Below are 20,628 nucleotides of genomic sequence, written 5' to 3' on the forward strand. Positions count from 1 at the left end.
CCCGGCATCATATCCTTTTATGATCAGCTATCAAGACTTTAGTTATTTCCACATTCAATAAAGCCTTTCATTTTTAATTTTCTTTTTTGCATAAATCTTATTAAAAACTTTCTTCTTCATTATTGATGCTGAGCTGGTCAAAACATTCTTTTGGAGCTGGAAGTCTGAAGCCGGAAGTGAATAAAAATCTATACCCAGCTTCCTCCTCTATCTTCCATCTTCTCTCCTTTTATAAAACTTTCTCCAGGATTCGAATATAAATATCAATTCCTTCTTCTATCTCATGGATCTCTATAAATTCATCCGCCGTGTGGGAGCGCCTGCTGTCTCCGGGACCGAGCTTGACCGATGTACACGGAATGATCGCCTGATCGGAAGATGTCGGTGAACCGTAGGTGGTCCTACCAATTGAAAGGCCAGCCTGTACAAAAGGATGGTCCAACCTGATCTTTGAGGAATTCAACCGTAAAGATCTTGCAGTAAGCGTTGATTTCATTTGTGATTGAATGATTTCAAAGGCTTCCTTGTTTGTATATTCATCTGTAACTCTTACATCCAGAGTAAAATGGCATGCTTCCGGGACCACATTATGCTGAATGCCTGCATGTATTCCGGATAATGTAATTTTTACTTCTCCTAAATAATCCGAAACTTTTGGAAATTTAAAGTTTAAGATGGTTTGCAAATCTTCCAGGCATTTTACAATAGAATTGTCAGTATTCGGGTGGGCAGCGTGAGAAGGAGTTCCTTTCATTTCCCCGTCAATTACCAGAAGTCCTTTTTCTGCAATCGCCAGATTCATCTGTGTTGGTTCTCCTACAACAGCAAACTCTACATTCGGAAGTTGCGGAAATAAGGCTTCAATCCCATCAACCCCTGAAATCTCCTCTTCTGCTGTCAGCGCAATAATTAAATTAAATTTTAAACTTTCTTTTTCATAAAAATGTAAAAAAGCCTGTGCCATAGAAACCAAAGAAGCGCCGGCATCATTACTTCCCAAACCATAGAGTTTATCTTCTTGTTCAATTGCTAAAAACGGATCCAGGGTATAAGCTTTATTCGGTTTAACGGTATCATGATGGGTATTCAGTAAAACAGACGGTTTGGTCTCATCAAAATGTTTATTGACAGCCCAGATGTTATTTTTAAAACGATTGGTGGGAATCTGATGCCTTTTAAAAAAGCTTTCAATCTCCACAGATGTATTGTATTCATCTTTACTGAATGAAGGTATTTCAATCAGTTTTTTCAGCAATTCAACCGCATTATTGAGTAATTCGTTTTTACGATAAACAGATTTCAGTTCCTGCATGATGGTTTTCTATATGGTTTTTCAATTCGGTTTCTTTGATTAAGAACACTTTATTTACATTATTTTTTATTGCAGCGAGTGCATTTTCGAGCTTTGGCAGAATCCCTTTATGAAGTTTTCCGGTTTCTTTTAAGATCGAGAAACTTTTTTCCGACACATTTTTAATAATCGAATCCGGATCATCTACATCTTCCAACACTCCTTCTTTATCAAAACAGTATAACAATTCGACATCATACATCTCTGATAAAGCCTGTGCCATTACTGAAGCAATGGTATCTGCATTGGTATTGAGAAGGTTTCCTTTTTTATCATGGGTGATCGCCGAAAAAACAGGAATCAGGTTAAGGCTGACCAGTTCTGAGACCAGCTTTTTATTAATACTTTGTGGATTGATATCTCCTACAAATCCGAAATCAATTTCAGGATGGATTCTTTTTTCTGCCTGAATTATATTTGCATCTGCACCGGAAAACCCAATGGCATTGCAGTTTTTCTGCTGTAGTTTTGCGACAATATTTTTGTTGATTCTTCCTGCATATACCATTGTTACAATATCCAGCGTATCTTTATCTGTAATCCTTCTCCCGTTAATCAACTGTTGGGTAATCCCCAGTTTATCAGCTAAAGTCGTTGCCAGCTTTCCGCCGCCATGAATAAGGATTTTCTTTTCTTTAATTTCTGAAAACTGCACCAGAAACTCATTCAACAACTTCTCATCGTCAATTAATGCGCCGCCTATTTTTATGATGTATATTTTTTGTTTCATTTTTATATCCCAGTATATCTATTGGATAGGACTGTATCCTATCTTTTGTTAAATCGCCACGTTGTGGCTCTGAATGCCTAAAAATTCTTTACACTTATTTCTCAGTGATTTCATCCAGAATTTCACTGAATACAGCCTGGGCAGAGAAAATCCTGTTTTTTGCCTGCTGGTAAATGATTGAATTTTTACCGTCCATTACTTCATCGCTTAATTCTACATTACGACGAACGGGAAGACAGTGCATCACTTTCGCTTCATTTGTATTGGCCAGCTTTTCGTTTGTCAGCATCCAGCTCTCTTTTACTTCAGGCATTGCTGCATATTCATCAAATGACGACCAGTTTTTTACATAAACAAAATCTGCATCTTTTAAAGCTTCGTCCTGATCATGAATCACCGGAGTATCTTTCGTAAAGTTTTTATCAAGATCATAACCTTCAGGATTCGTAATCACAAAATCAACATCCATCTGCTGCATCCATTCTGCAAAAGAATTTCCCACAGCCTGAGCAATCGGTTTGATATGAGGTGCCCAGGTCAGCACTACTTTAGGCTTTTGTTCTTTGTTCCAGTTTTCTGTGATCGTAATACAGTCAGCCAGACTCTGTAAAGGGTGACGGGTTGCAGATTCCAAAGAAATTACCGGAACTTTTGCATACTTTTCAAACTGGCTTAAAATGTTCTCATTTATGTCATCTTCTTTGCTTTTCATTCCTGCAAAACAACGGACTGCAATGATGCCACAATATTGATTTAACACCTCAATGGCATCTTTTATATGTTCTACCGTATCACCATTCATCACTGCCCCATCTGCAAATTCCAGATTCCAGGCTTCCTGGGCAGCATTTAAAGTCAAAACATTTAACCCTAAATTTTGGGCTGCAATCTGGCTGCTCAAACGGGTTCTTAAACTTGAATTTAAAAAGACAAGTCCAATAGTTTTCCCCTTTCCTTTCTCTGTTTCCGAAAGTGGGTTTTCTTTTATCTGTAAAGCTTTTTTTATGATTTCCTGTAAGTCTTCAACATCACTTACTGAGGTAAAGTTTTTCATTTTAAATTGATTTTAAAGATTTTTTATCTGCTTATTTTTGTCACTCTGACGAAGGAGAGAATCTTACTTAATTTTTACAGGTTCTTCACTGCTCCGTTTCGTTCAAAATGACAGAGTGCATAGCTTTCAAGACTTTGCATTAAGCCTTATCAGCTTTCTTTGCCTTTTAAATTTCTTCAAGAACCGTTTTCAAAGCATTGATGAAAATATCCGTTTCTTCTTTTTTAATATTAAGTGCCGGCAAAATCCTCAATACTGCTTTATCATTGGAATTTCCTGTGAAAATAAAGTGATCGTAAAGCAGGCTTTTCCTCACCTCAGCACAATCCCGGTCAAGTTCTATCCCAATCATAAGGCCCTTCCTTCGAATCGATCTGATATGTGGAAAATCTTTAATTTCATTTTCAATATACCCGCCCATTTCCAGGGTATTTCCGATAAGGTTTTCATTTTTTATTACATCCAGAACCGCAATTGCTGCAGCACAAGCCAGATGATTTCCACCAAATGTTGTTCCCAGCAATCCATTGCTCGCCTCAAATTTCGGATGAATCAAAACCCCGCCGATCGGGAAACCATTTCCCATTCCTTTGGCTGTGGTAATGATATCCGGCTGAATTCCAAATTCCTGATGGGCAAAGAAATATCCGCTTCTTCCGTATCCTGACTGTACTTCATCCAAAATCAGAACTGCATTGTATTCTTCACACAATTCTTTGATTTTGAATAAAAATCCGGCTGTCGGAATCATAATTCCGCCCACACCCTGGATTCCTTCAATGATCACTGATGAAATATCATTACCCTGAGTTTTAAAAATCTCCTCAAGCTGTTTGAGATCATTCCATTCCAATTTGATGAAGCGTTCGGAATAATTTACAGGAGCTACAATTTTCGGATTATCAGTCACAGAAACAGCTGCTGAAGTTCTTCCGTGAAATGATCCTGAAAAATAAAGCACTTTACTTTTTCCGTTATGGAAAGAAGCCAGTTTTATCGCATTTTCATTAGCTTCCGCACCTGAATTGCATAGGAAAAGATTATATTCTTCGTATCCTGAAATTTCACCCAGCTTTTGTGCCAGTTCGATCTGCAAATTATTCTGCACCGAATTGGAATAGAAAGAAATTTTTTCCAACTGATCTTTCAATTTGCTTTGATAGTACGGATGATTATGCCCGATAGAAATTACAGCATGACCACCGTAAAAATCAAGATATTTTTCTCCTTTTTCATTCCAGAGGAAAGACCCCTGAGCTTTTACAGGATTTATATTAAATAATGGATATACGTTGAATAAATTCATTTTTTATTTTTTTATTTTTCTTTTACCTTGAAGCAAAAGTTCAGGGCTGGAAACTTCCGTTAAAAATTATTTCTGCTCTCTAAAAGTTCTAAAATTTGTGCGAACTTACTGTTTGTCCTCCGGTTCAAAATTTGCGTCACGCTTCGAACAGTAGAATTTTCTTAACACTCCATTTTCCTATGCCAAAACAATTAAACTATAATTCTCAATTGACTTTAAAATGCTACAGGTTTCAGTCCCAAGCCTAAATGCTCTTCCCATCTCATTGCAATATTCATATTCTGAACTGCCTGCCCGGAAGCTCCTTTTAATAAATTGTCAATCACTGAATGAACGACCACCACATCTTCGTTCTTTTCGATATGAATCGCACAACGGTTGGTATTGATAACCTGTTTTAAATCAATTGACTTTTCACTTACCTTCACAAAGGGTTCATCTGTATAAAGATCATGATACAACTGATAAATTTCTGAAAGCTCTAAGTCTGTTTTTATAGTTGAACTTGTAAAAATCCCTCTTGTAAAATCTCCCCGCCATGGAACAAAATTCAGATTTACATCTTTACCATTAAAAGAGTTTAGCTGCTGTATAATTTCTTCTACATGCTGATGGGTCAAAGTTTTGTAGGCAGAAATATTTTCATTCCGCCAGGTAAAATGAGTTGTTGCCTGCAGAGACTGACCAGCTCCTGTAGAACCCGTAATTCCTGTTGTATAAACTTCATTCAGTAAACCTTTTTTTGCTAATGGCAGCAATGCCAGCTGAATTGCCGTTGCGAAACATCCCGGGTTTGCAATACTTTTTACCCCAGAAAGATTTTTTTTATTGATTTCCGGTAAACCGTAGATAAAGTTTCTGTTTCTGAAGTTTCCATCCAAACGGAAATCATTTCCCAGATCGATTACCAGAGTTTCATCTTTAACTGTGTTTTGAGACAGCCAATTCTGGCTTTCTTTGTGGGGAAGACACAGAAAAAGAATATCCACATCCTGAGGTTTATCGGTCAGAATCATCTCACAAACCGTCGCCAAATCCGGGTACAAATCAGAAATATTTGTCCCCGAATTAGAACGACTATATAAAAAACTCAATGACACATTGGGATGAAAGGCCAACAACCGCACCAATTCACTTCCCGTATACCCGTTGGCTCCTACAATTCCTACTGCTTTTTTCATTTTATAAATTGATCTTTAATAGGATTCCATCCTATCCTTCGTTAAATCGTTCCTTCGGAACTCTTTTGAAATTAATTAATGTTTCGAATTAATCTGGTGATATATATTCAGAGAATTGCTTACAATTTTCGTGTATCCTTTCACATCTTCTCCTGTCCAAGCTCTGTTTGCTTCACCATAGCTTCCGAATTTATCCGACATCAAATCATGGTCAGATTCAATTCCGTTTAATATAAAGCGGTATGGGTGAAGGGTTATAAACACTTTTCCGCTTACCGTTTCCTGGGAATCAGACAGGAAAGATTCTATATTTCTCATAACCGGATCAAGAAATAATGCTTCGTGAAGCCAGTTTCCGTACCAGTCGGATAGCTGGGATTTCATCATTTGCTGGTATTTTGAAAGGGTATGTTTTTCCAATAAATGATGGGCTTTGATAATTACAGATGCTGCAGCTGCTTCAAACCCTACTCTTCCTTTGATCCCTACAATGGTATCACCCACATGAATATCACGGCCGATTCCATATGCGGAAGCCAATTCTTCAATTTTTTTGATTGCATAAACCGGGCGTTCAAAGCTTTCTCCGTTCACTCCATTGATTTCTCCGTTTTTAAATTCAATTTCCAGTTCTGATGGTTGAGTTTCTGTAATCTGGGAAGGAAATGCTTCTTCCGGAAGAGAGTTTCTGGATGTCAGTGTTTCCTTTCCACCAACGGAAGTTCCCCAAAGCCCTTTATTAACAGAGTACTGAGCTTTATGAAATTCCATCTCATAACCGTGCTTTTTCAGAAATTCAATTTCTTCTTCACGGGATAAGGCCATATCACGGATCGGCGTTATAATTTCCACATCCGGGCACATCACCTTGAAAATCAAATCGAAACGAACCTGGTCATTCCCGGCTCCTGTGCTTCCGTGGGCAATTGCATCAGCATTTATTTCCATCGCATATTTTGCAATTTCCTGAGCCTGAACGGTACGTTCAGCACTTACAGAAAGTGGATAGGTATTATTTTTCAATACATTCCCGAAAATCAGATATTTTACACATGAATTGTAATAATCTTCCTGAGCGTCAACACACCTGTATTCCTTCACCCCCAGTTTTAAGGCTTTTTTCTCTAGTTCTTTTTCTTCTTCTTCAGAAAAACCTCCGGTATTCACAGTTACTGCAAAAACTTCATATCCCAGTGTTTCACTAAGATATTTAGCACAGTAAGAGGTGTCCAGGCCTCCGCTAAACGCTAAGATGACTTTCTTTTTCATCTGTTTCTTTTTTATTATTGTTAGTTTCAGGTGAGTTTTGTATTGTATATTTATGCTCTTCCTGGCTTATTTTATGGTTAAATTCATTTTCAGACTGATTGACAGCCTCATTAACTTTATTATTTTGTGGAACGAAAAGCATTGCCGTACACAGGCAGTTTTTGCGTTCTTTTTTAATTAAAATTTCATAATTAACACAGTTTTTACAACCGTTCCAAAATTCTTCATCCTGAGTCAATTCAGAATAAATGACGGGTTTGTAACCTAAATCACTGTTGATCTTCATTACGGCAAGCCCTGTTGTCAATCCAAATATTTTCGCATCAGGATATTTATTTCTTGACAACTGAAAAACCTTATTCTTGATCAAAGTTGCCACCCCTTTGTTCCTGAAATTCGGGGACACAATAAGGCCCGAGTTTGCTACAAACTGACCGTGTGACCAGGTCTCGATATAGCAAAACCCCACCCATTCCCCGTTTTCAGTGGCCACCACAGCATTGCCGTCTGAAATTTTTTGAGTTAAATATTCTATGGAACGCTTTGCGATCCCCGTTCCTCTTCGCTGTGCCGAATCATACATTTCCTGCTGTATTTCACTCACATACATTAAATGTTTGCATGAGGAAATTTCTATTTCCATTTATTTATCTGAATTTTTCGGCAAATTTAAAACATAATAACTTTAAAAACCAAATTAAAAAGATATTTTTTTTGTTTAAACACAAATAATAAGATATTATATCTTATTTAAAATTTACAAATTTGCTAAATTATTATATATTTGCTAAAATACTATATATGGAAAATAAATGCCCCAAATGTCATAGCGAAAAAGTGGTTAAAAGCGGGATCATTAACGAAAAACAAAGGTTCCATTGCAAAGACTGCAATTACTATTTTACCGTTAAAAAATTAGGCAAACAAATCGATGATTATTATGTCACAAAAGCACTTCAGCTCTATCTTGAGGGTTTAAGTTATCGTGAAATAGAGCGTATTATAGGAGTTTCTCATGTCACAATAAGTTCGTGGATCAAGAAATACAATATTACAAGGCCGCCTCATTCAGAATTCCATCCGGTATATAAAGTCCTGAAACAAAATGAGCTTATTGAGTATATGGCTAAAGAAGAAAATATTAAAAACTCAGGGCTCATCATTACCCAGTTTGCAGATAAATATATGCTGATCAAATGGGAACGGTTTAAAAAGTAGGCTGAGGAGTTATAAGTTATTAGTTATGAATTATGAGTTTATTAAAATACATAAATCAACATAAAATATTTATCTGATTATAAATATTTTATGTTGATTTTAAACTGAAATTTAAAATTCTAACACTTTTCTAACTCATAATTAATAATTAATAATCCATAACTATATACTAACCATTAATATATATTAAATTTTCTTAAATAAATTTTTAATTACAATTTGGTATTCATAAAATAAGCACCAAAAAATTGATAATTTATGAAGAAAATATTCACATTTATTGGATTAGCACTAATCAGCAATTCTTTATACTCTCAAGGCTCTCCTGATTACGGAAGCGGATTAAAATTAAACCTCAATCCTGAGGGAGACAAATTTGTCAGATTTATTTTATGGGATCAGTTCTGGTTAAGAAACACAGAAATGAATCCCGGAAGTATGGTTGGCGGTGAACCCACAGACAATTCATGGAGTTTAGGAAACCGGAGACTCCGGGCGTTGGCTTATGCTCAGATTTCCAAAAGATACATGATTTTAGTTCACTTTGGGATTAACAATCAGACGTTTATTAACGGTGGTGCTACCGGAACAACAGGCACGGGTGGTTATGGAAACGGTAAGAAAACCCAGTTATTTTTTCATGACGCATGGAACGAATATGCAATACTTTTACCCGGAGAAGCTGGAAAATTTAGTTTAACATTGGGAGCAGGATTGCATTATTATATGGGATTATCCCGGATGACTATGGCTTCCACTTTAAATTTTCTTACGCTAGACTCTCCTGTCTTTACATGGCCGTTGATCGACAATTCCGATCAGTTTGCCAGACAGCTCGGGATGTTTGCTAAAGGAAAGTATGGAAAATTCGAATACCGGTTAAGCCTGAACAAACCTTTTGCAACAGACCTGATTCCTGCCAACGTTACAGATCCTTCAAAAGCAGTAGCGGTAGACAACAACGGGAATCCAAGTTTCTCCAAGGCCGGTTATTTTGAATACCAGTTTCTTGATGAAGAATCCAACACGCTTCCATTCAAGGTAGGCTCATATCTGGGGACCAAGAAAGTTTTCAATATCGGTGCCGGTTTTTACCATCAGGCAGACGGAACCAGAACTTCAATCAATTCGAATATTGAAAAACATGATATCACCCTTTTAGCAGTTGATGCTTTTGCCGATATCCCGCTTGGAAATGCCAAAAATAAAATGGCAGTTTCCGCTTATGCAGGTTATTACAACTATCAATTCGGACCCAATTACCTGAGAAACCTGGGAACAATGAATATTGCCGCATCTGATCCTAATTTTGCAGGGGAAAAAGCCATTGCAGGAGCAGGAAACCTACAGCCAACAATCGGGACAGGTAATATTATCTACGCTCAGGCAGGTTTGCTGTTACCAAGCCAGGCCGAAAAACCAAAAATCAGAATCCAGCCTTTTGCCGCCTATACACATAAAAATTTCGAAGCGTTCGATAAATCTTCCTCACAATTTGATGTCGGTGCCAATTGGTTTATAGACGGACATCATGCTAAAATTACAACACAGTATTCAACAAGGCCTGTCTACACAAGTCCAACGGAGAGTCCGAAATCAAAAGGTGAATTTATTGTTCAGTTCCAAATTTACCTATAAACTTAGTCCCCCATAAACCATTAAGAAAAATGAAGAAATTAAGGTAAAAGCCCTTTAAATACAAGTAAAACACAACGCTGAATGAACAGCATGCTATAAACTCAACTATTTTTCATCACATAAGACCCCTTAATGGCTTACAAATAAACACAATACAATTTTGGATGAACTAATATCATTTTTCATTAACATCAAAAATCAAGCAATATGAGCGAAAACCATCACGAGAACTATGAGAATATGACCGAAAAGCAAAAAAACCGCACCATCTGGAGCGTCATCACAGCTTCATCACTCGGTACACTGATAGAATGGTATGACTTCTATATTTTCGGAAGTTTAGCCGTTGTTTTAGCAACAAAATTTTTCCCGGCAGATAATCCTACTGCAGCATTTTTATCTACGCTGGCTACTTTTGCTGCCGGATTTGTAGTAAGGCCTTTCGGGGCTCTGTTCTTCGGAAGATTAGGAGATCTTATCGGAAGAAAATATACTTTCCTGGTCACTTTACTGATTATGGGATTCTCCACTTTCCTTATCGGGTGTATTCCAAGTTATGAAACGATTGGGTTTCTTGCTCCCGTTCTGGTTCTCATTTTAAGATTATTACAAGGGCTTGCTTTAGGCGGGGAATATGGTGGTGCTGCCACTTATGTTGCAGAATATGCACAACCCAACCGGAGGGGGTACTGGACCTCATGGATCCAAACCACAGCAACGGCAGGCCTTTTCATTTCATTAATTGTGATTTTGGTCACCAAAAATACCCTTTCCGCAGAGGAGTTTGACGGTTGGGGTTGGAGGGTTCCTTTCTGGATTTCGATTCTGATGGTAGGGGTTTCTTACATCATCAGAAAAAATATGAAGGAGTCTCCGCTTTTTGCAAAGGCCAAAAGTGAAGGAAAAACTTCTAAAAATCCGTTAAAAGAAAGCTTCGGGAATAAATATAACTTTAAGTTTGTCCTACTGGCTTTATTCGGAGCTGCGATGGGACAAGGGGTCATCTGGTACACCGGGCAATTTTATGCGATGAGCTTCCTGCAGAAAGTTATGAATGTAGAATCAGCACAGGTGGATTCGTTAATGGCTACCGCTTTGTTTTTAGGAACCCCATTCTTCGTGTTTTTCGGATGGCTGTCTGATAAGATCGGAAGAAAAGCTGTAATGATGACAGGAATGCTGGTTGCTATTTTAGCCTACAGACCAATTTACGACAGCATGTTTAAAAGTGTGACGCTTGAAAACAAAATTGTAGCACCTAATGGAATTACAGAGAAACGCACAGCTAAAATTCATAATAAAATTACCACTGACAGCCTGATAACCTTCCATAAAGAAACTGTGTTTACGGATGGTACCTTAATTAAAAAAGACAGTATCGTTCATTGGTCAGCGAATGGGCCGGTTATTAAAGACGGCAAAGCTGAAGAACCAAAAGTTTCCCAGTCTTTAAAATTAAATGATGATACGAAGTGGTACCTGGTATTCCTGGTATTCATTCAGGTGATCTTTGTAACGATGGTGTATGGCCCGATTGCAGCATTCCTTGTGGAAATGTTCCCGGTAAGAATCCGTTATACCTCAATGTCTTTGCCTTATCACATTGGTAATGGTGTATTTGGAGGGCTTCTTCCGGCTGTTGCCACTTATCTGGTTACTGTAGGAAAAGATGCAGGGCATCCAGCCTGGTACCTTCAGGGCCTTTGGTATCCAATTGGTGTTGCAGCGGTCTGTCTGATCATAGGATTAATATATCTTAAAAATAAGAATAATAATATTCATGATTAAAGACTAAATCACTCAAATTTTTATTAATTTTAAAACTACTAAAATGAACGGACTAAAAAAAATATTTGGCATTCTCTGGATTTTAATTGCTTTAGTTATAGGCTATTTCGGAATAACCGTAATGGGAATTCCGAAAATTACTTCCGGAAAGCAGGAAGACCTCGTTTTCGGTATCATTATCCTGTTTGTACTGATGCCGATTATCTCAGGAGGATTGGGAGTTTTTGGGTATTATGCCTTAAAAGGGGAATATTCTGACGACAAGATTTAAAATATAAAGCTTACTGATAATTGATGAATGATGACACCAACCATCCATTCATCAATTATCTTTTATCAATCATCACTTATGAAGAAGAGACACGAACAAAAACTGGTTATCCTGAGCATCGGACTGATGATCGCCTTCAGCATTCCAATTTCATTATTATTTAATAGTGAAAAGGAAATTTCCGGCTACCCGATGATTTTGATTTATCTTTTCTTTATCTGGATGGTTTCTATCATTATATCCTTTGTAATCGTAAAAAAGTATAATGAGTAGTTTCGCGTTATTTATCGTTGTTCTGATTTACCTGGCACTTTTGTTCTTAGTTGCCCATTTAGCAGAGAAGAAAAAGAGTAAGCTATGGATCAACAATCCATATATTTATGCATTGTCCCTGGCCGTATACTGTACAGCCTGGACTTACTACGGCAGCATCGGTGTTGCAGCTACAAGTGGATTAGACTATCTTCCTATTTATATTGGCCCTATTATGATTATTCCTGCGTGGATATTTATTAATACAAGAATCGTAAGAATATCAAGAGTCAATAAAATAAGCAGTCTTGCCGATTTTATTTCTCTAAGATATGGAAACAGCAGAAGTTTCAGCGCAATTATTACGATTGTCTGCCTTCTTGCCATCATTCCTTATATCGGACTGCAGATTAAAGCCATCTCCGAAACTTTCCATCTGGTTACGGAAACCTCTATATCGAAAAACATACTGACCGATAATGCTACTTTTGTGGTGATTTTAATTGCTTTATTTTCATCCTATTACGGAACACGATATGTAGATGCTTCAGAAAAGCGCCTCGGAATTATATCCGCAATTGCCTTAGAAAGTTTTTTAAAGCTTTTTTTCATTATTGTCTTAGGCTTATTCGTTATTTATTTTGCATTTGACGGGTTTTCAGACATTTACGAAAAGGCCAGTAAGTTTGAAGACTTTAAACAAAAAAACACATTCAACGGCATTGAAGGTGCTCTAAACTGGATGATTTTATGCATGATTTCAGCTACAGCGATCTGTATTCTTCCAAGACAGTTTCACACTGCTATCATTGAAAACAGGCAGGAAAAACATATTAAAACAGCCATTTGGTTTTTTCCGCTTTATCTTTTGATTTTTACGGTTTTTATTTTCCCGATCGCCTGGGGCGGAAGGCTCATTTTTGAAGGAGAAAATGTAAATCCCGAATTTTACTCCATACTCATCCCGCAACATTTCAATAATACCCTGATTACCGTTTTGGTTTTCCTTGGCGGATTGAGCTCATGTATTTCGATGATCATTATTTCCGCAATTACTTTATCAATCATGCTTTCCAACAACCTCATCATTCCATATGGATTGCTTGGAAAGTTTAAATCCGAGAATGAAGTTCAGAATACCAGAAACATTACCAACATCAGGAAGATCAGCATTTTTGCCCTGGTGATCATGGCCTTTGCCTTTTACAAATATTTCATTCTTAAGACATCACTGGATTCTGTAGGATTGATTTCATTTGTGGTCATTTCACAATTAGCCCCCGCTTTTTTCGGTGCACTGTTCTGGAGAAGAGGAAGCTATAAAGGTGCTGTTGCCGGACTTCTGGCAGGATTAGCGATCTGCTATTTCGGATTGATCATTCCCCAATATTATTTTTCTTATAACCAGGAATTTAAATGGGTTTTAAGGGATATGTATAATTTTTTTGATTTTTTCAGCATTCCGTACCTGAGCAGGATTTCACAGATTTTCTTCTGGTCAATTCTGGTTAATACTGCCCTATTTGCTATCATCTCCGTAAGCATCAAAGGTAATTACCGTGAAAGAAATTTTGCCGAGTTGTATGTGGATATTGATAAATATATTCAAAACCATGAAAATGCTTTTATCTGGCGTGGAACAGCTTATGTTTCAGATATTAAAAATATTCTCGAACGTTTTTTAGGGAAAAACAAGACAGAACAGGCTTTACGGATTTTCAATTTAAAATACAATATTGATTCACAGACAGAGACCGCAGATTCAAGATTCATCAAATTCTCGGAAAACCTTCTGGCAGGAAGAATAGGAACAGCTTCTGCAAAAATTCTGATTGAAGGGGTAACGAAAGAAGATAAAATATCCTTAAAAGAGGTTTTAAATATTTTAGAAGAGTCTAAGGAAACAATTATATTAAACAAAAAACTGACTGAACAGTCGGAAGAATTAAAACAACTTTCTGATGATTTAAGGAATGCCAATGAAAATCTGATCATTAAAGACCGTCAAAAAGATGATTTCCTCGATTCCGTCGCTCATGAACTGAGAACTCCGATTACAGCAATTCGTTCTGCCGGAGAGATTTTAGCAGATGACGACGACATTCCACTGGATATCAAAAGAGAATTTTTAAACAATATCATTACAGAATCTGACAGGCTGAGTGAAATTATTAACGATATCCTTTATCTGGATAAGCTGCAACATGGCGAAATCGTCCTGCATATCCAGCAAAATAATATTATCGAGACCTATAAAAAAGCAGTCAACCCACTTCTGCACCTGATCCAGCAGAAAAATATCCATTTAAGTGAAGTAAATCTTTTAAATCAGTATATATTTGAATATGATGAAGCAAGAATGATTCAGTTATTTCAGAATATCCTGGGAAATGCATTAAAATTTACAGACGAACAAGGAACCATACAAACAAAATTATCTGAAAAAGAAAATGAACTGGTTATTAAAATTTTCAATACGGGAAAAAACATTCCTGAAGAGGATCTTGAAATGATTTTTGATAAGTTTTACCAGTCTAAAAACCAGAATATTTTAAAACCGACAGGAAGCGGGCTCGGACTGGCCATTTCAAAAAAAATAGTACAGGCCCACCACGGAAAGATACAAGCTGAAAATAGCGGACTGGGAGTAACTTTCACCATAAGCCTTCCTGAAAAAATAATAAACAAGATTAAAAATGAAGTTGAACAAAACTAAAAACAAATCATGAAAAAGATAATCATTGCTGATGATGAACATAAAATATTGATGTCACTGGAATACAGTTTCAAGAAAAACGGCTACGATGTTTTCATTGCAAGAGACGGAACAGAAGTCCTTGACTTCCTGAAAACCATGGTTCCCGATGTCATTTTACTCGATATTATGATGCCCAACCTTGACGGTTACAGCACGCTGGAAATCATCAAGCAGGAGGAAAAATTAAAAGACACAAAAGTCATTTTCCTGAGTGCTAAAAACAATCCTAAAGATATTGAGAAAGGCCTGGAAATGGGAGCTGATGCTTATGTCACCAAGCCTTACTCCATTAAAAAACTGATTCAGCAGATTGAAGAAATGTTTGAATAGATTGAGAAAGAAAAATTTAAACACAAATATCACGAAGAAATTTTACTAATAGCACTATTTTAATTGGTGTATTTTATGAAAAATTTGGGTTATTAGTGTTTAATCAAAACACAAAATTAATATGAATGCAGATACCCTATTTAAAAACAGTATAGAAAATAAAGAGAATTTCTGGAAAGAACAGGCTCAGGAAATCACGTGGTTTGAATTTCCCGATACCATTCTCTCCCGGGACGAAAATAATTATCCCCAATGGTTTCCTGACGGAAAGCTCAATATGTGCTATTTATGCATTGATAAACATATTGAAGAAGGTTTTGGAGAACAGATTGCTATTGTTTACGACTCTCCCGTCACCAGCCAGAAGAAAATCTATACTTTCAGGCAGGCTAAAGAAGAAATTTCAAAATTCGCCGGAGGCCTGGTTTCTTTAGGTTTAAAAAAGGGGGACACAGCAGTTATTTATATGCCGATGATCCCGCAGACGCTTTTTGCCATGCTCGCCTGTGCTCGTATCGGAGTGATTCACAATGTAGTTTTCGGAGGATTTGCACCGCACGAATTGGTCGTGAGAATTGATGACTGTAAGCCGAAAGCATTGATTACAGCTACTGCGGGAGTTGAAATTGCCAAAAGAATCCCCTATCTGCCTTTAGTTGAGAAGGCGATTGAATTAGCCCAGGATAAGGTGGATCATATAATTGTTTACAACAGAAAATTGGTTGACAATCAGCATGAAATGTTTGACGGACTGATCGATTATGAGGAATTGGTACAGAAATCAGAGCCTGCTGATTGTGTTTCTGTAGAATCTACCCATCCGCTTTATCTGCTTTACACTTCAGGAACTACAGGAAAACCCAAAGGAATTACCCGGGATACCGGAGGTTATGCTACTGCTTTAAAATTTTCCATGAAGTATATTTATGGAATTGAACCGGGAGACACCTATTGGGCAGCCTCGGATTTCGGTTGGGCTGTTGGCCATAGCTACAGTGTTTACGGCCCTTTACTTAACAGGAATACAACGGTTATCTTTGAAGGGAAACCCATTATGACACCGGATGCAGGAACATTCTGGAGAATTATTTCCGAATATAAAGTTTCTGCCATGTTTACGGCTCCTACAGCAATCAGAGCCATAAAAAAAGAAGATCCTGATGGTGAACTGGTTAAGAAATATGATCTCTCTCATTTCAAAAAACAGTTTTTAGCCGGTGAACGTTGTGATGTTGCCACTTTAGACTGGTTTGAAGAACATATCGGGGTTCCGGCCATCGATCACTGGTGGCAGACCGAATCCGGCTGGCCAATGCTGGGACTGATGACTTTTGATGATCAGTATAAAATAAAAAGAGCTTCTGCCGGAAAACCCATTCCCGGATATGATATTAAAATTTTTGATGAAAACGGATATGAGCTTGATCCTCATCAGGAGGGCTACCTCGTTATCAAACTTCCGCTTCCTCCCGGTGCCATGCTGGGAATCTGGAATGATTATGACCGTTTTCAAAACAGCTACCTGTCACAATATAACGGCTATTATTTTTCCGGTGACGGTGCCATAAAAGATGAAGACGGATATATTTTCATTACAGGAAGAGTGGATGATGTGATCAATGTTGCAGGACACAGGCTTTCAACTTCTGAAATGGAAGAAATTGTTTCATCTCATCCCGATGTTGCAGAATGTGCTGTCGTGGGGATAAACGATGATTTAAAAGGCCAGGTTCCGTTCGCAACGGTTGTTTTAAAAAACGGATCATCTATATCCGAAGAAGATCTGGAAAGAGATATCATCCGGATGGTTCGTGAGAAGATCGGTGCCGTCGCTTTTTTAAAGAATGCAATGGTTGTTAAGCGTTTACCGAAAACCCGTTCAGGAAAAATTTTAAGAAAGCTGATCCGGACGTTATTAGACGGAAAAGATTTCCAGGTTCCGTCAACAATTGATGATGAAAAAATTATCGATGAGATACAGGAAAAAATACAGTATTATAAGGCTTAAGCCGTAAATTAACCATAAATTTAGATCTATAAATTCAAATTTCAAAAACGAAAGGAATATGAGAAATTACTTAATAGAAGATTTACCACATTACTTTGAAGAGTATAAAAAGTCTATTAAAAATCCTAAGAAATTCTGGGATAAAATAGCTGATCAGAACTTTGTGTGGTATCAGAGATGGAGCAAGGTTGTTAAGTACGACATGAACGAAGCTAAAATCACCTGGTTTAAAAATGCCAAACTCAATATCACCAAAAACTGCATCGACAGGCACCTTAATGAAAGAGGAGATAAAACAGCCATCATCTGGGAGCCCAACGATCCGAAAGAAGAAGCCTTGCATATTTCTTACAACGAACTCTACACAAGAGTAAACAAAACCGCTAATGTACTGAGGGAAATGGGCATCGAAAAAGGAGACCGCGTTTGCATTTATCTTCCGATGATCCCGGAACTGGCAGTTACCATGCTGGCCTGTGCCAAATTAGGTGCCGTGCATTCAGTGATTTTTGCAGGATTTTCAGCCAATGCTGTTGCTTCAAGAATCAATGACTGTGAGGCTAAAATGGTGATCACCTCAGACGGAAGCTACAGGGGAAATAAGGTTCTAGACCTGAAAAGCATTGTCGATGAAGCTCTTGAGAAAACACCAACCGTAGAATCTGTTTTAGTGGTAAAAAGAACCCGCAATGAAGTCAAAATGAAAGAAGGCAGAGATTACTGGATGTCTGAATTGTATGATAAGGCGTCTCAGGATTTTGTTACGGTGATCATGGATGCTGAAGATCCGCTTTTCATTCTTTACACTTCCGGTTCTACGGGAAAACCAAAAGGGATGCTTCATACATCTGCCGGATATATGGTTTACACAGCTTATACCTTTAAAAATATTTTCAATTACCAGGAAAATGACATTTACTGGTGTACAGCAGACATCGGCTGGATCACAGGACATTCGTATATCCTTTACGGACCGTTGTGTAACGGAGCTACGACAGTCATCTTTGAAGGAATTCCTACTTATCCTGAGCCGGACCGTTTCTGGGAGGTTATCGAAAAGCATAAAATCACCCAGTTTTACACCGCTCCTACCGCGATCCGTTCTCTGGCTAAAGAAAGCGCGGAATGGGTGGATAAACATGATTTAAGCTCATTAAAAGTGATCGGATCTGTTGGAGAACCTATCAATGATGAAGCCTGGCATTGGTTTAACGATCATGTCGGCAAGAAAAAATGCCCGATTGTAGATACCTGGTGGCAAACGGAAACCGGCGGGATTATGATCTCTCCTATCCCATTTGTAACTCCAACAAAACCTACTTATGCTACACTGCCTCTGCCCGGAATACAGCCTGTCCTGATGGATGATAAACGCAATGAAATTACCGGAAACCAGGTGACCGGAAACCTTTGTATCCGTTTTCCATGGCCCGGAATTGCCAGAACGATCTGGGGTGACCATCAACGCTATAAAGAAACTTATTTCACTGCTTTTCCAGGAAAATATTTCACCGGTGACGGTGCTTTAAGAGATGAAGTAGGCTATTACAGAATTACAGGACGTGTGGATGATGTGATCATCGTTTCAGGACACAACCTGGGAACAGCGCCTATCGAAGACAGCATCAACCAACATCCTGCCGTAGCAGAATCAGCTATTGTAGGCTATCCGCATGATATCAAAGGTAATGCTTTATACGGCTATGTGGTATTGAAAGAAACCGGAGAGAGCCGCCAGAGAGAGAACCTGAAAAAAGAGATCAACCAGTTGATTTCAGATCAGATCGGCCCTATTGCGAAATTGGATAAGATACAGTTTGTTTCAGGGCTACCTAAAACACGTTCCGGAAAGATCATGCGCAGGATTTTAAGAAAAATTACGGAAGGTGATTTCAGTAATTTCGGGGATATTTCAACATTATTAAATCCTGAGATTGTAGAGGAAATAAAAAATGAAAGACTGGGTTAATTTTAACCATTAAGATTTCATTAAGACTATAAGTTTAGTTAAGATAATTATTCTAAAAAATAAAAGGCGTAGAAATGATCTACGCCTTTGTTTTATCAGTTATTCCTTTATAATTTTGACAGCCTGTCTTCCAAGATTGGAATGCACATTCAATAAATAGTTTCCTTTCGGATAATTAAAATCCAGGGAATATTTTTTAGTTCCTTTAATGCTTACATCATCTTTCAGAATATTTTTGATAAACTTTCCTGAAGCTTCATACAAACCGATAATAATATGGTCGGAGTGTAAAAAATGAATATCCAGGTTCAGTTTATCTTTTACAGGATTCGGAGCTACATCTATCCGGAGCTTTCTTACCAGATGATCTTCCGTCACTTCCTGTGTTCCAAGATTACCTACGGTCATTTTATAGATACTTGCTCCTGCTGCATAAGCCACATTGTTATTTACAAAAAATATTCTGTTTAAAACACCTCCCACGCCAGTATTAGTCCATGTATTTCCACCATCAAAAGTTTCATAAAATCCTGTGTTATGGCCTCCCATCCAACCGTGGGTTTCTGACGTAAAACCAACAGCCTGCACATAAACATCAGGAAAATCATTAGCTTCCCACGTAACACCTCCGTTTAATGATTTTATTAGCTTCCCGGAATTCGGGGCTTCAGATTCAATAGAGCAAAACATTTTGTTGTTATCCAGAAGCTGCATTTTCCAGACATATTCAAAAGGAATATTGCTGTTGTAGATTTTCGTCCAGCTGGCTCCCCCATCGGTTGTTTTCAAAATTACCGCTCCATCATCATCACTTCCACCGACAAAACCTATATTCTCATCAATGAATACAATTTCCACCAGGGCAAAAGCATAGGAAGACATATCAATATACTGCCACGTATTCCCACTATCAGTAGATTTTATAATATAGGCCGGAGAAAACCATGCTCCGCAACCATATACTGTAGAGGTTCCCACACAATCCAAGCCACAGATGGCTTGTGGATATGGTGATATTTTAGTCACTCTCTGCCATGAATTTCCACCGTCTGCAGTTTTATAAAAATTGTCACTTAATGTTCCCAGAAACCCTACATTTTCATTTAAAAATTCAATATTCCGGTAATATTCGTTTGGTGGGGAACCTACCGTTTGTTGTGCCCAGCTGCTTCCACCATCTGTAGTTTTGAAGACGGCCCCATTTCCGCCACGTGCTGCCCAGCCTACATTCTCATTGAGAAAAAATACATCATCGAATCTGCCACCGGTAGAAGTAGGATAAGAAAATGCGGTCCAGTTATAAGTTTGTGCCTGTAAGGCCAGTGATAATAGAAAAAAAGCCATTGAAATTATTCTCATGGTATATTTTGTTTTTAGTTAAGGAACAAATTTGAGTTTTTTGTTATTCGTATGCAAGTAATTCCCAATATTTTGAAAATTAATAATTAAGAAATAAAAAGACAGTAAAATTTAAATATAACTCATAAAATTAATCAGATTTATTA

The 20,628-nt window shown here is 37.7% G+C and carries 17 protein-coding genes; 9 read left to right on the forward strand and 8 right to left on the reverse strand.

Going from position 1 to position 20,628, the window contains the following annotated elements:
• Window positions 1-229: 229 nt before the first annotated feature.
• The 7 genes from PMI13_RS17575 to PMI13_RS17605 all read right to left on the reverse strand — a co-directional run bounded on the left by PMI13_RS17575 (window position 230) and on the right by PMI13_RS17605 (window position 7,534).
• Window positions 230-1,312, reverse strand: coding sequence for a M20 family metallo-hydrolase (locus PMI13_RS17575; RefSeq protein WP_007846256.1), 1,083 nt, complete (start codon window positions 1,310-1,312; stop codon window positions 230-232).
• On the reverse strand, window positions 1,284-2,081 hold the full coding sequence (gene argB / locus PMI13_RS17580) for an acetylglutamate kinase (RefSeq protein WP_007846257.1): 798 nt from the start codon (window positions 2,079-2,081) through the stop codon (window positions 1,284-1,286). The genes PMI13_RS17575 and argB overlap by 29 nt, the downstream gene beginning before the upstream one ends.
• A 94-nt stretch (window positions 2,082-2,175) precedes the next feature.
• Window positions 2,176-3,135, reverse strand: a complete 960-nt coding sequence (locus PMI13_RS17585) for an N-acetylornithine carbamoyltransferase (RefSeq protein WP_007846259.1) — start codon at window positions 3,133-3,135, stop codon at window positions 2,176-2,178.
• A 166-nt stretch (window positions 3,136-3,301) separates the two neighbouring features.
• Complete coding sequence (locus tag PMI13_RS17590; protein ID WP_007846260.1) at window positions 3,302-4,441, reverse strand: aspartate aminotransferase family protein; 1,140 nt, start codon at window positions 4,439-4,441, stop codon at window positions 3,302-3,304.
• 215 nt (window positions 4,442-4,656) lie between these two features.
• On the reverse strand, window positions 4,657-5,622 hold the full coding sequence (argC, locus tag PMI13_RS17595; RefSeq protein WP_007846261.1) for an N-acetyl-gamma-glutamyl-phosphate reductase: 966 nt from the start codon (window positions 5,620-5,622) through the stop codon (window positions 4,657-4,659).
• Window positions 5,623-5,697: 75 nt separating this feature from the next.
• Window positions 5,698-6,891 carry an argininosuccinate synthase gene (locus tag PMI13_RS17600; protein WP_007846262.1) on the reverse strand — a complete coding sequence of 398 codons (1,194 nt, stop codon included), beginning with the start codon at window positions 6,889-6,891 and terminating at the stop codon, window positions 5,698-5,700.
• Complete coding sequence (locus tag PMI13_RS17605) at window positions 6,863-7,534, reverse strand: GNAT family N-acetyltransferase (RefSeq protein WP_007846263.1); 672 nt, start codon at window positions 7,532-7,534, stop codon at window positions 6,863-6,865. The genes PMI13_RS17600 and PMI13_RS17605 overlap by 29 nt, the downstream gene beginning before the upstream one ends.
• Before the next feature lie 158 nt (window positions 7,535-7,692).
• On the opposite strand from PMI13_RS17605, the gene PMI13_RS17610 reads away from it, so the two are divergent.
• The 9 genes from PMI13_RS17610 to acs all read left to right on the forward strand — a co-directional run bounded on the left by PMI13_RS17610 (window position 7,693) and on the right by acs (window position 19,123).
• Window positions 7,693-8,109, forward strand: a complete 417-nt coding sequence (locus PMI13_RS17610) for an IS1/IS1595 family N-terminal zinc-binding domain-containing protein (RefSeq protein WP_007846264.1) — start codon at window positions 7,693-7,695, stop codon at window positions 8,107-8,109.
• A 258-nt stretch (window positions 8,110-8,367) separates the two neighbouring features.
• Window positions 8,368-9,747 (forward strand): hypothetical protein, encoded by a 1,380-nt coding sequence (locus PMI13_RS17615; protein ID WP_007846265.1) that lies wholly within the window; start codon window positions 8,368-8,370, stop codon window positions 9,745-9,747.
• Between the two features lie 207 nt (window positions 9,748-9,954).
• Window positions 9,955-11,535: an MFS transporter gene (locus PMI13_RS17620; RefSeq protein WP_007846266.1), complete on the forward strand. Its 1,581-nt coding sequence runs from the start codon at window positions 9,955-9,957 to the stop codon at window positions 11,533-11,535.
• A 43-nt stretch (window positions 11,536-11,578) separates the two neighbouring features.
• Window positions 11,579-11,806: a DUF6814 family protein gene (locus tag PMI13_RS17625; protein ID WP_007846268.1), complete on the forward strand. Its 228-nt coding sequence runs from the start codon at window positions 11,579-11,581 to the stop codon at window positions 11,804-11,806.
• A gap of 78 nt (window positions 11,807-11,884) precedes the next feature.
• The gene (locus tag PMI13_RS17630; protein ID WP_034670368.1) at window positions 11,885-12,079 is read left to right on the forward strand and encodes a hypothetical protein; all 195 of its coding nucleotides are present in this window, start codon (window positions 11,885-11,887) and stop codon (window positions 12,077-12,079) included.
• Window positions 12,072-14,774: an ATP-binding protein gene (locus PMI13_RS17635; protein WP_007846272.1), complete on the forward strand. Its 2,703-nt coding sequence runs from the start codon at window positions 12,072-12,074 to the stop codon at window positions 14,772-14,774. Before PMI13_RS17630 ends, PMI13_RS17635 begins: the two co-directional genes overlap by 8 nt.
• A gap of 9 nt (window positions 14,775-14,783) precedes the next feature.
• Entirely contained in the window at window positions 14,784-15,146 is a 363-nt protein-coding gene (locus PMI13_RS17640) for a response regulator transcription factor (protein WP_007846274.1), read from the forward strand.
• Window positions 15,147-15,267: 121 nt separating this feature from the next.
• Window positions 15,268-17,154, forward strand: a complete 1,887-nt coding sequence (locus tag PMI13_RS17645; protein WP_007846276.1) for an AMP-binding protein — start codon at window positions 15,268-15,270, stop codon at window positions 17,152-17,154.
• 28 nt (window positions 17,155-17,182) lie between these two features.
• Entirely contained in the window at window positions 17,183-19,123 is a 1,941-nt protein-coding gene (gene acs, locus PMI13_RS17650; protein ID WP_262483291.1) for an acetate--CoA ligase, read from the forward strand.
• 99 nt (window positions 19,124-19,222) lie between these two features.
• On the opposite strand, the gene PMI13_RS17655 is transcribed toward acs, so the two are convergent.
• Entirely contained in the window at window positions 19,223-20,482 is a 1,260-nt protein-coding gene (locus PMI13_RS17655) for a YCF48-related protein (RefSeq protein WP_007846281.1), read from the reverse strand.
• Between the last annotated feature and the right edge of the window lie 146 nt (window positions 20,483-20,628).

This window comes from Chryseobacterium populi (assembly GCF_000282115.1).
In the GTDB taxonomy this organism is placed as follows: domain Bacteria; phylum Bacteroidota; class Bacteroidia; order Flavobacteriales; family Weeksellaceae; genus Chryseobacterium; species Chryseobacterium populi.

Coding starts and splice junctions, on each gene's coding strand:
- PMI13_RS17615 (WP_007846265.1), top strand. CDS start 8,368: ATGAAGAAAATATTCACATTTATTGGATTAGCACTAATCAGCAATTCT.
- PMI13_RS17620 (WP_007846266.1), top strand. CDS start 9,955: ATGAGCGAAAACCATCACGAGAACTATGAGAATATGACCGAAAAGCAA.
- PMI13_RS17600 (WP_007846262.1), bottom strand. CDS start 6,891: ATGAAAAAGAAAGTCATCTTAGCGTTTAGCGGAGGCCTGGACACCTCT.
- PMI13_RS17640 (WP_007846274.1), top strand. CDS start 14,784: ATGAAAAAGATAATCATTGCTGATGATGAACATAAAATATTGATGTCA.
- PMI13_RS17575 (WP_007846256.1), bottom strand. CDS start 1,312: ATGCAGGAACTGAAATCTGTTTATCGTAAAAACGAATTACTCAATAAT.
- argC (WP_007846261.1), bottom strand. CDS start 5,622: ATGAAAAAAGCAGTAGGAATTGTAGGAGCCAACGGGTATACGGGAAGT.
- PMI13_RS17625 (WP_007846268.1), top strand. CDS start 11,579: ATGAACGGACTAAAAAAAATATTTGGCATTCTCTGGATTTTAATTGCT.
- PMI13_RS17645 (WP_007846276.1), top strand. CDS start 15,268: ATGAATGCAGATACCCTATTTAAAAACAGTATAGAAAATAAAGAGAAT.
- PMI13_RS17605 (WP_007846263.1), bottom strand. CDS start 7,534: ATGGAAATAGAAATTTCCTCATGCAAACATTTAATGTATGTGAGTGAA.
- PMI13_RS17590 (WP_007846260.1), bottom strand. CDS start 4,441: ATGAATTTATTCAACGTATATCCATTATTTAATATAAATCCTGTAAAA.
- argB (WP_007846257.1), bottom strand. CDS start 2,081: ATGAAACAAAAAATATACATCATAAAAATAGGCGGCGCATTAATTGAC.
- PMI13_RS17655 (WP_007846281.1), bottom strand. CDS start 20,482: ATGAGAATAATTTCAATGGCTTTTTTTCTATTATCACTGGCCTTACAG.
- PMI13_RS17635 (WP_007846272.1), top strand. CDS start 12,072: ATGAGTAGTTTCGCGTTATTTATCGTTGTTCTGATTTACCTGGCACTT.
- PMI13_RS17610 (WP_007846264.1), top strand. CDS start 7,693: ATGGAAAATAAATGCCCCAAATGTCATAGCGAAAAAGTGGTTAAAAGC.
- PMI13_RS17630 (WP_034670368.1), top strand. CDS start 11,885: ATGAAGAAGAGACACGAACAAAAACTGGTTATCCTGAGCATCGGACTG.
- PMI13_RS17585 (WP_007846259.1), bottom strand. CDS start 3,135: ATGAAAAACTTTACCTCAGTAAGTGATGTTGAAGACTTACAGGAAATC.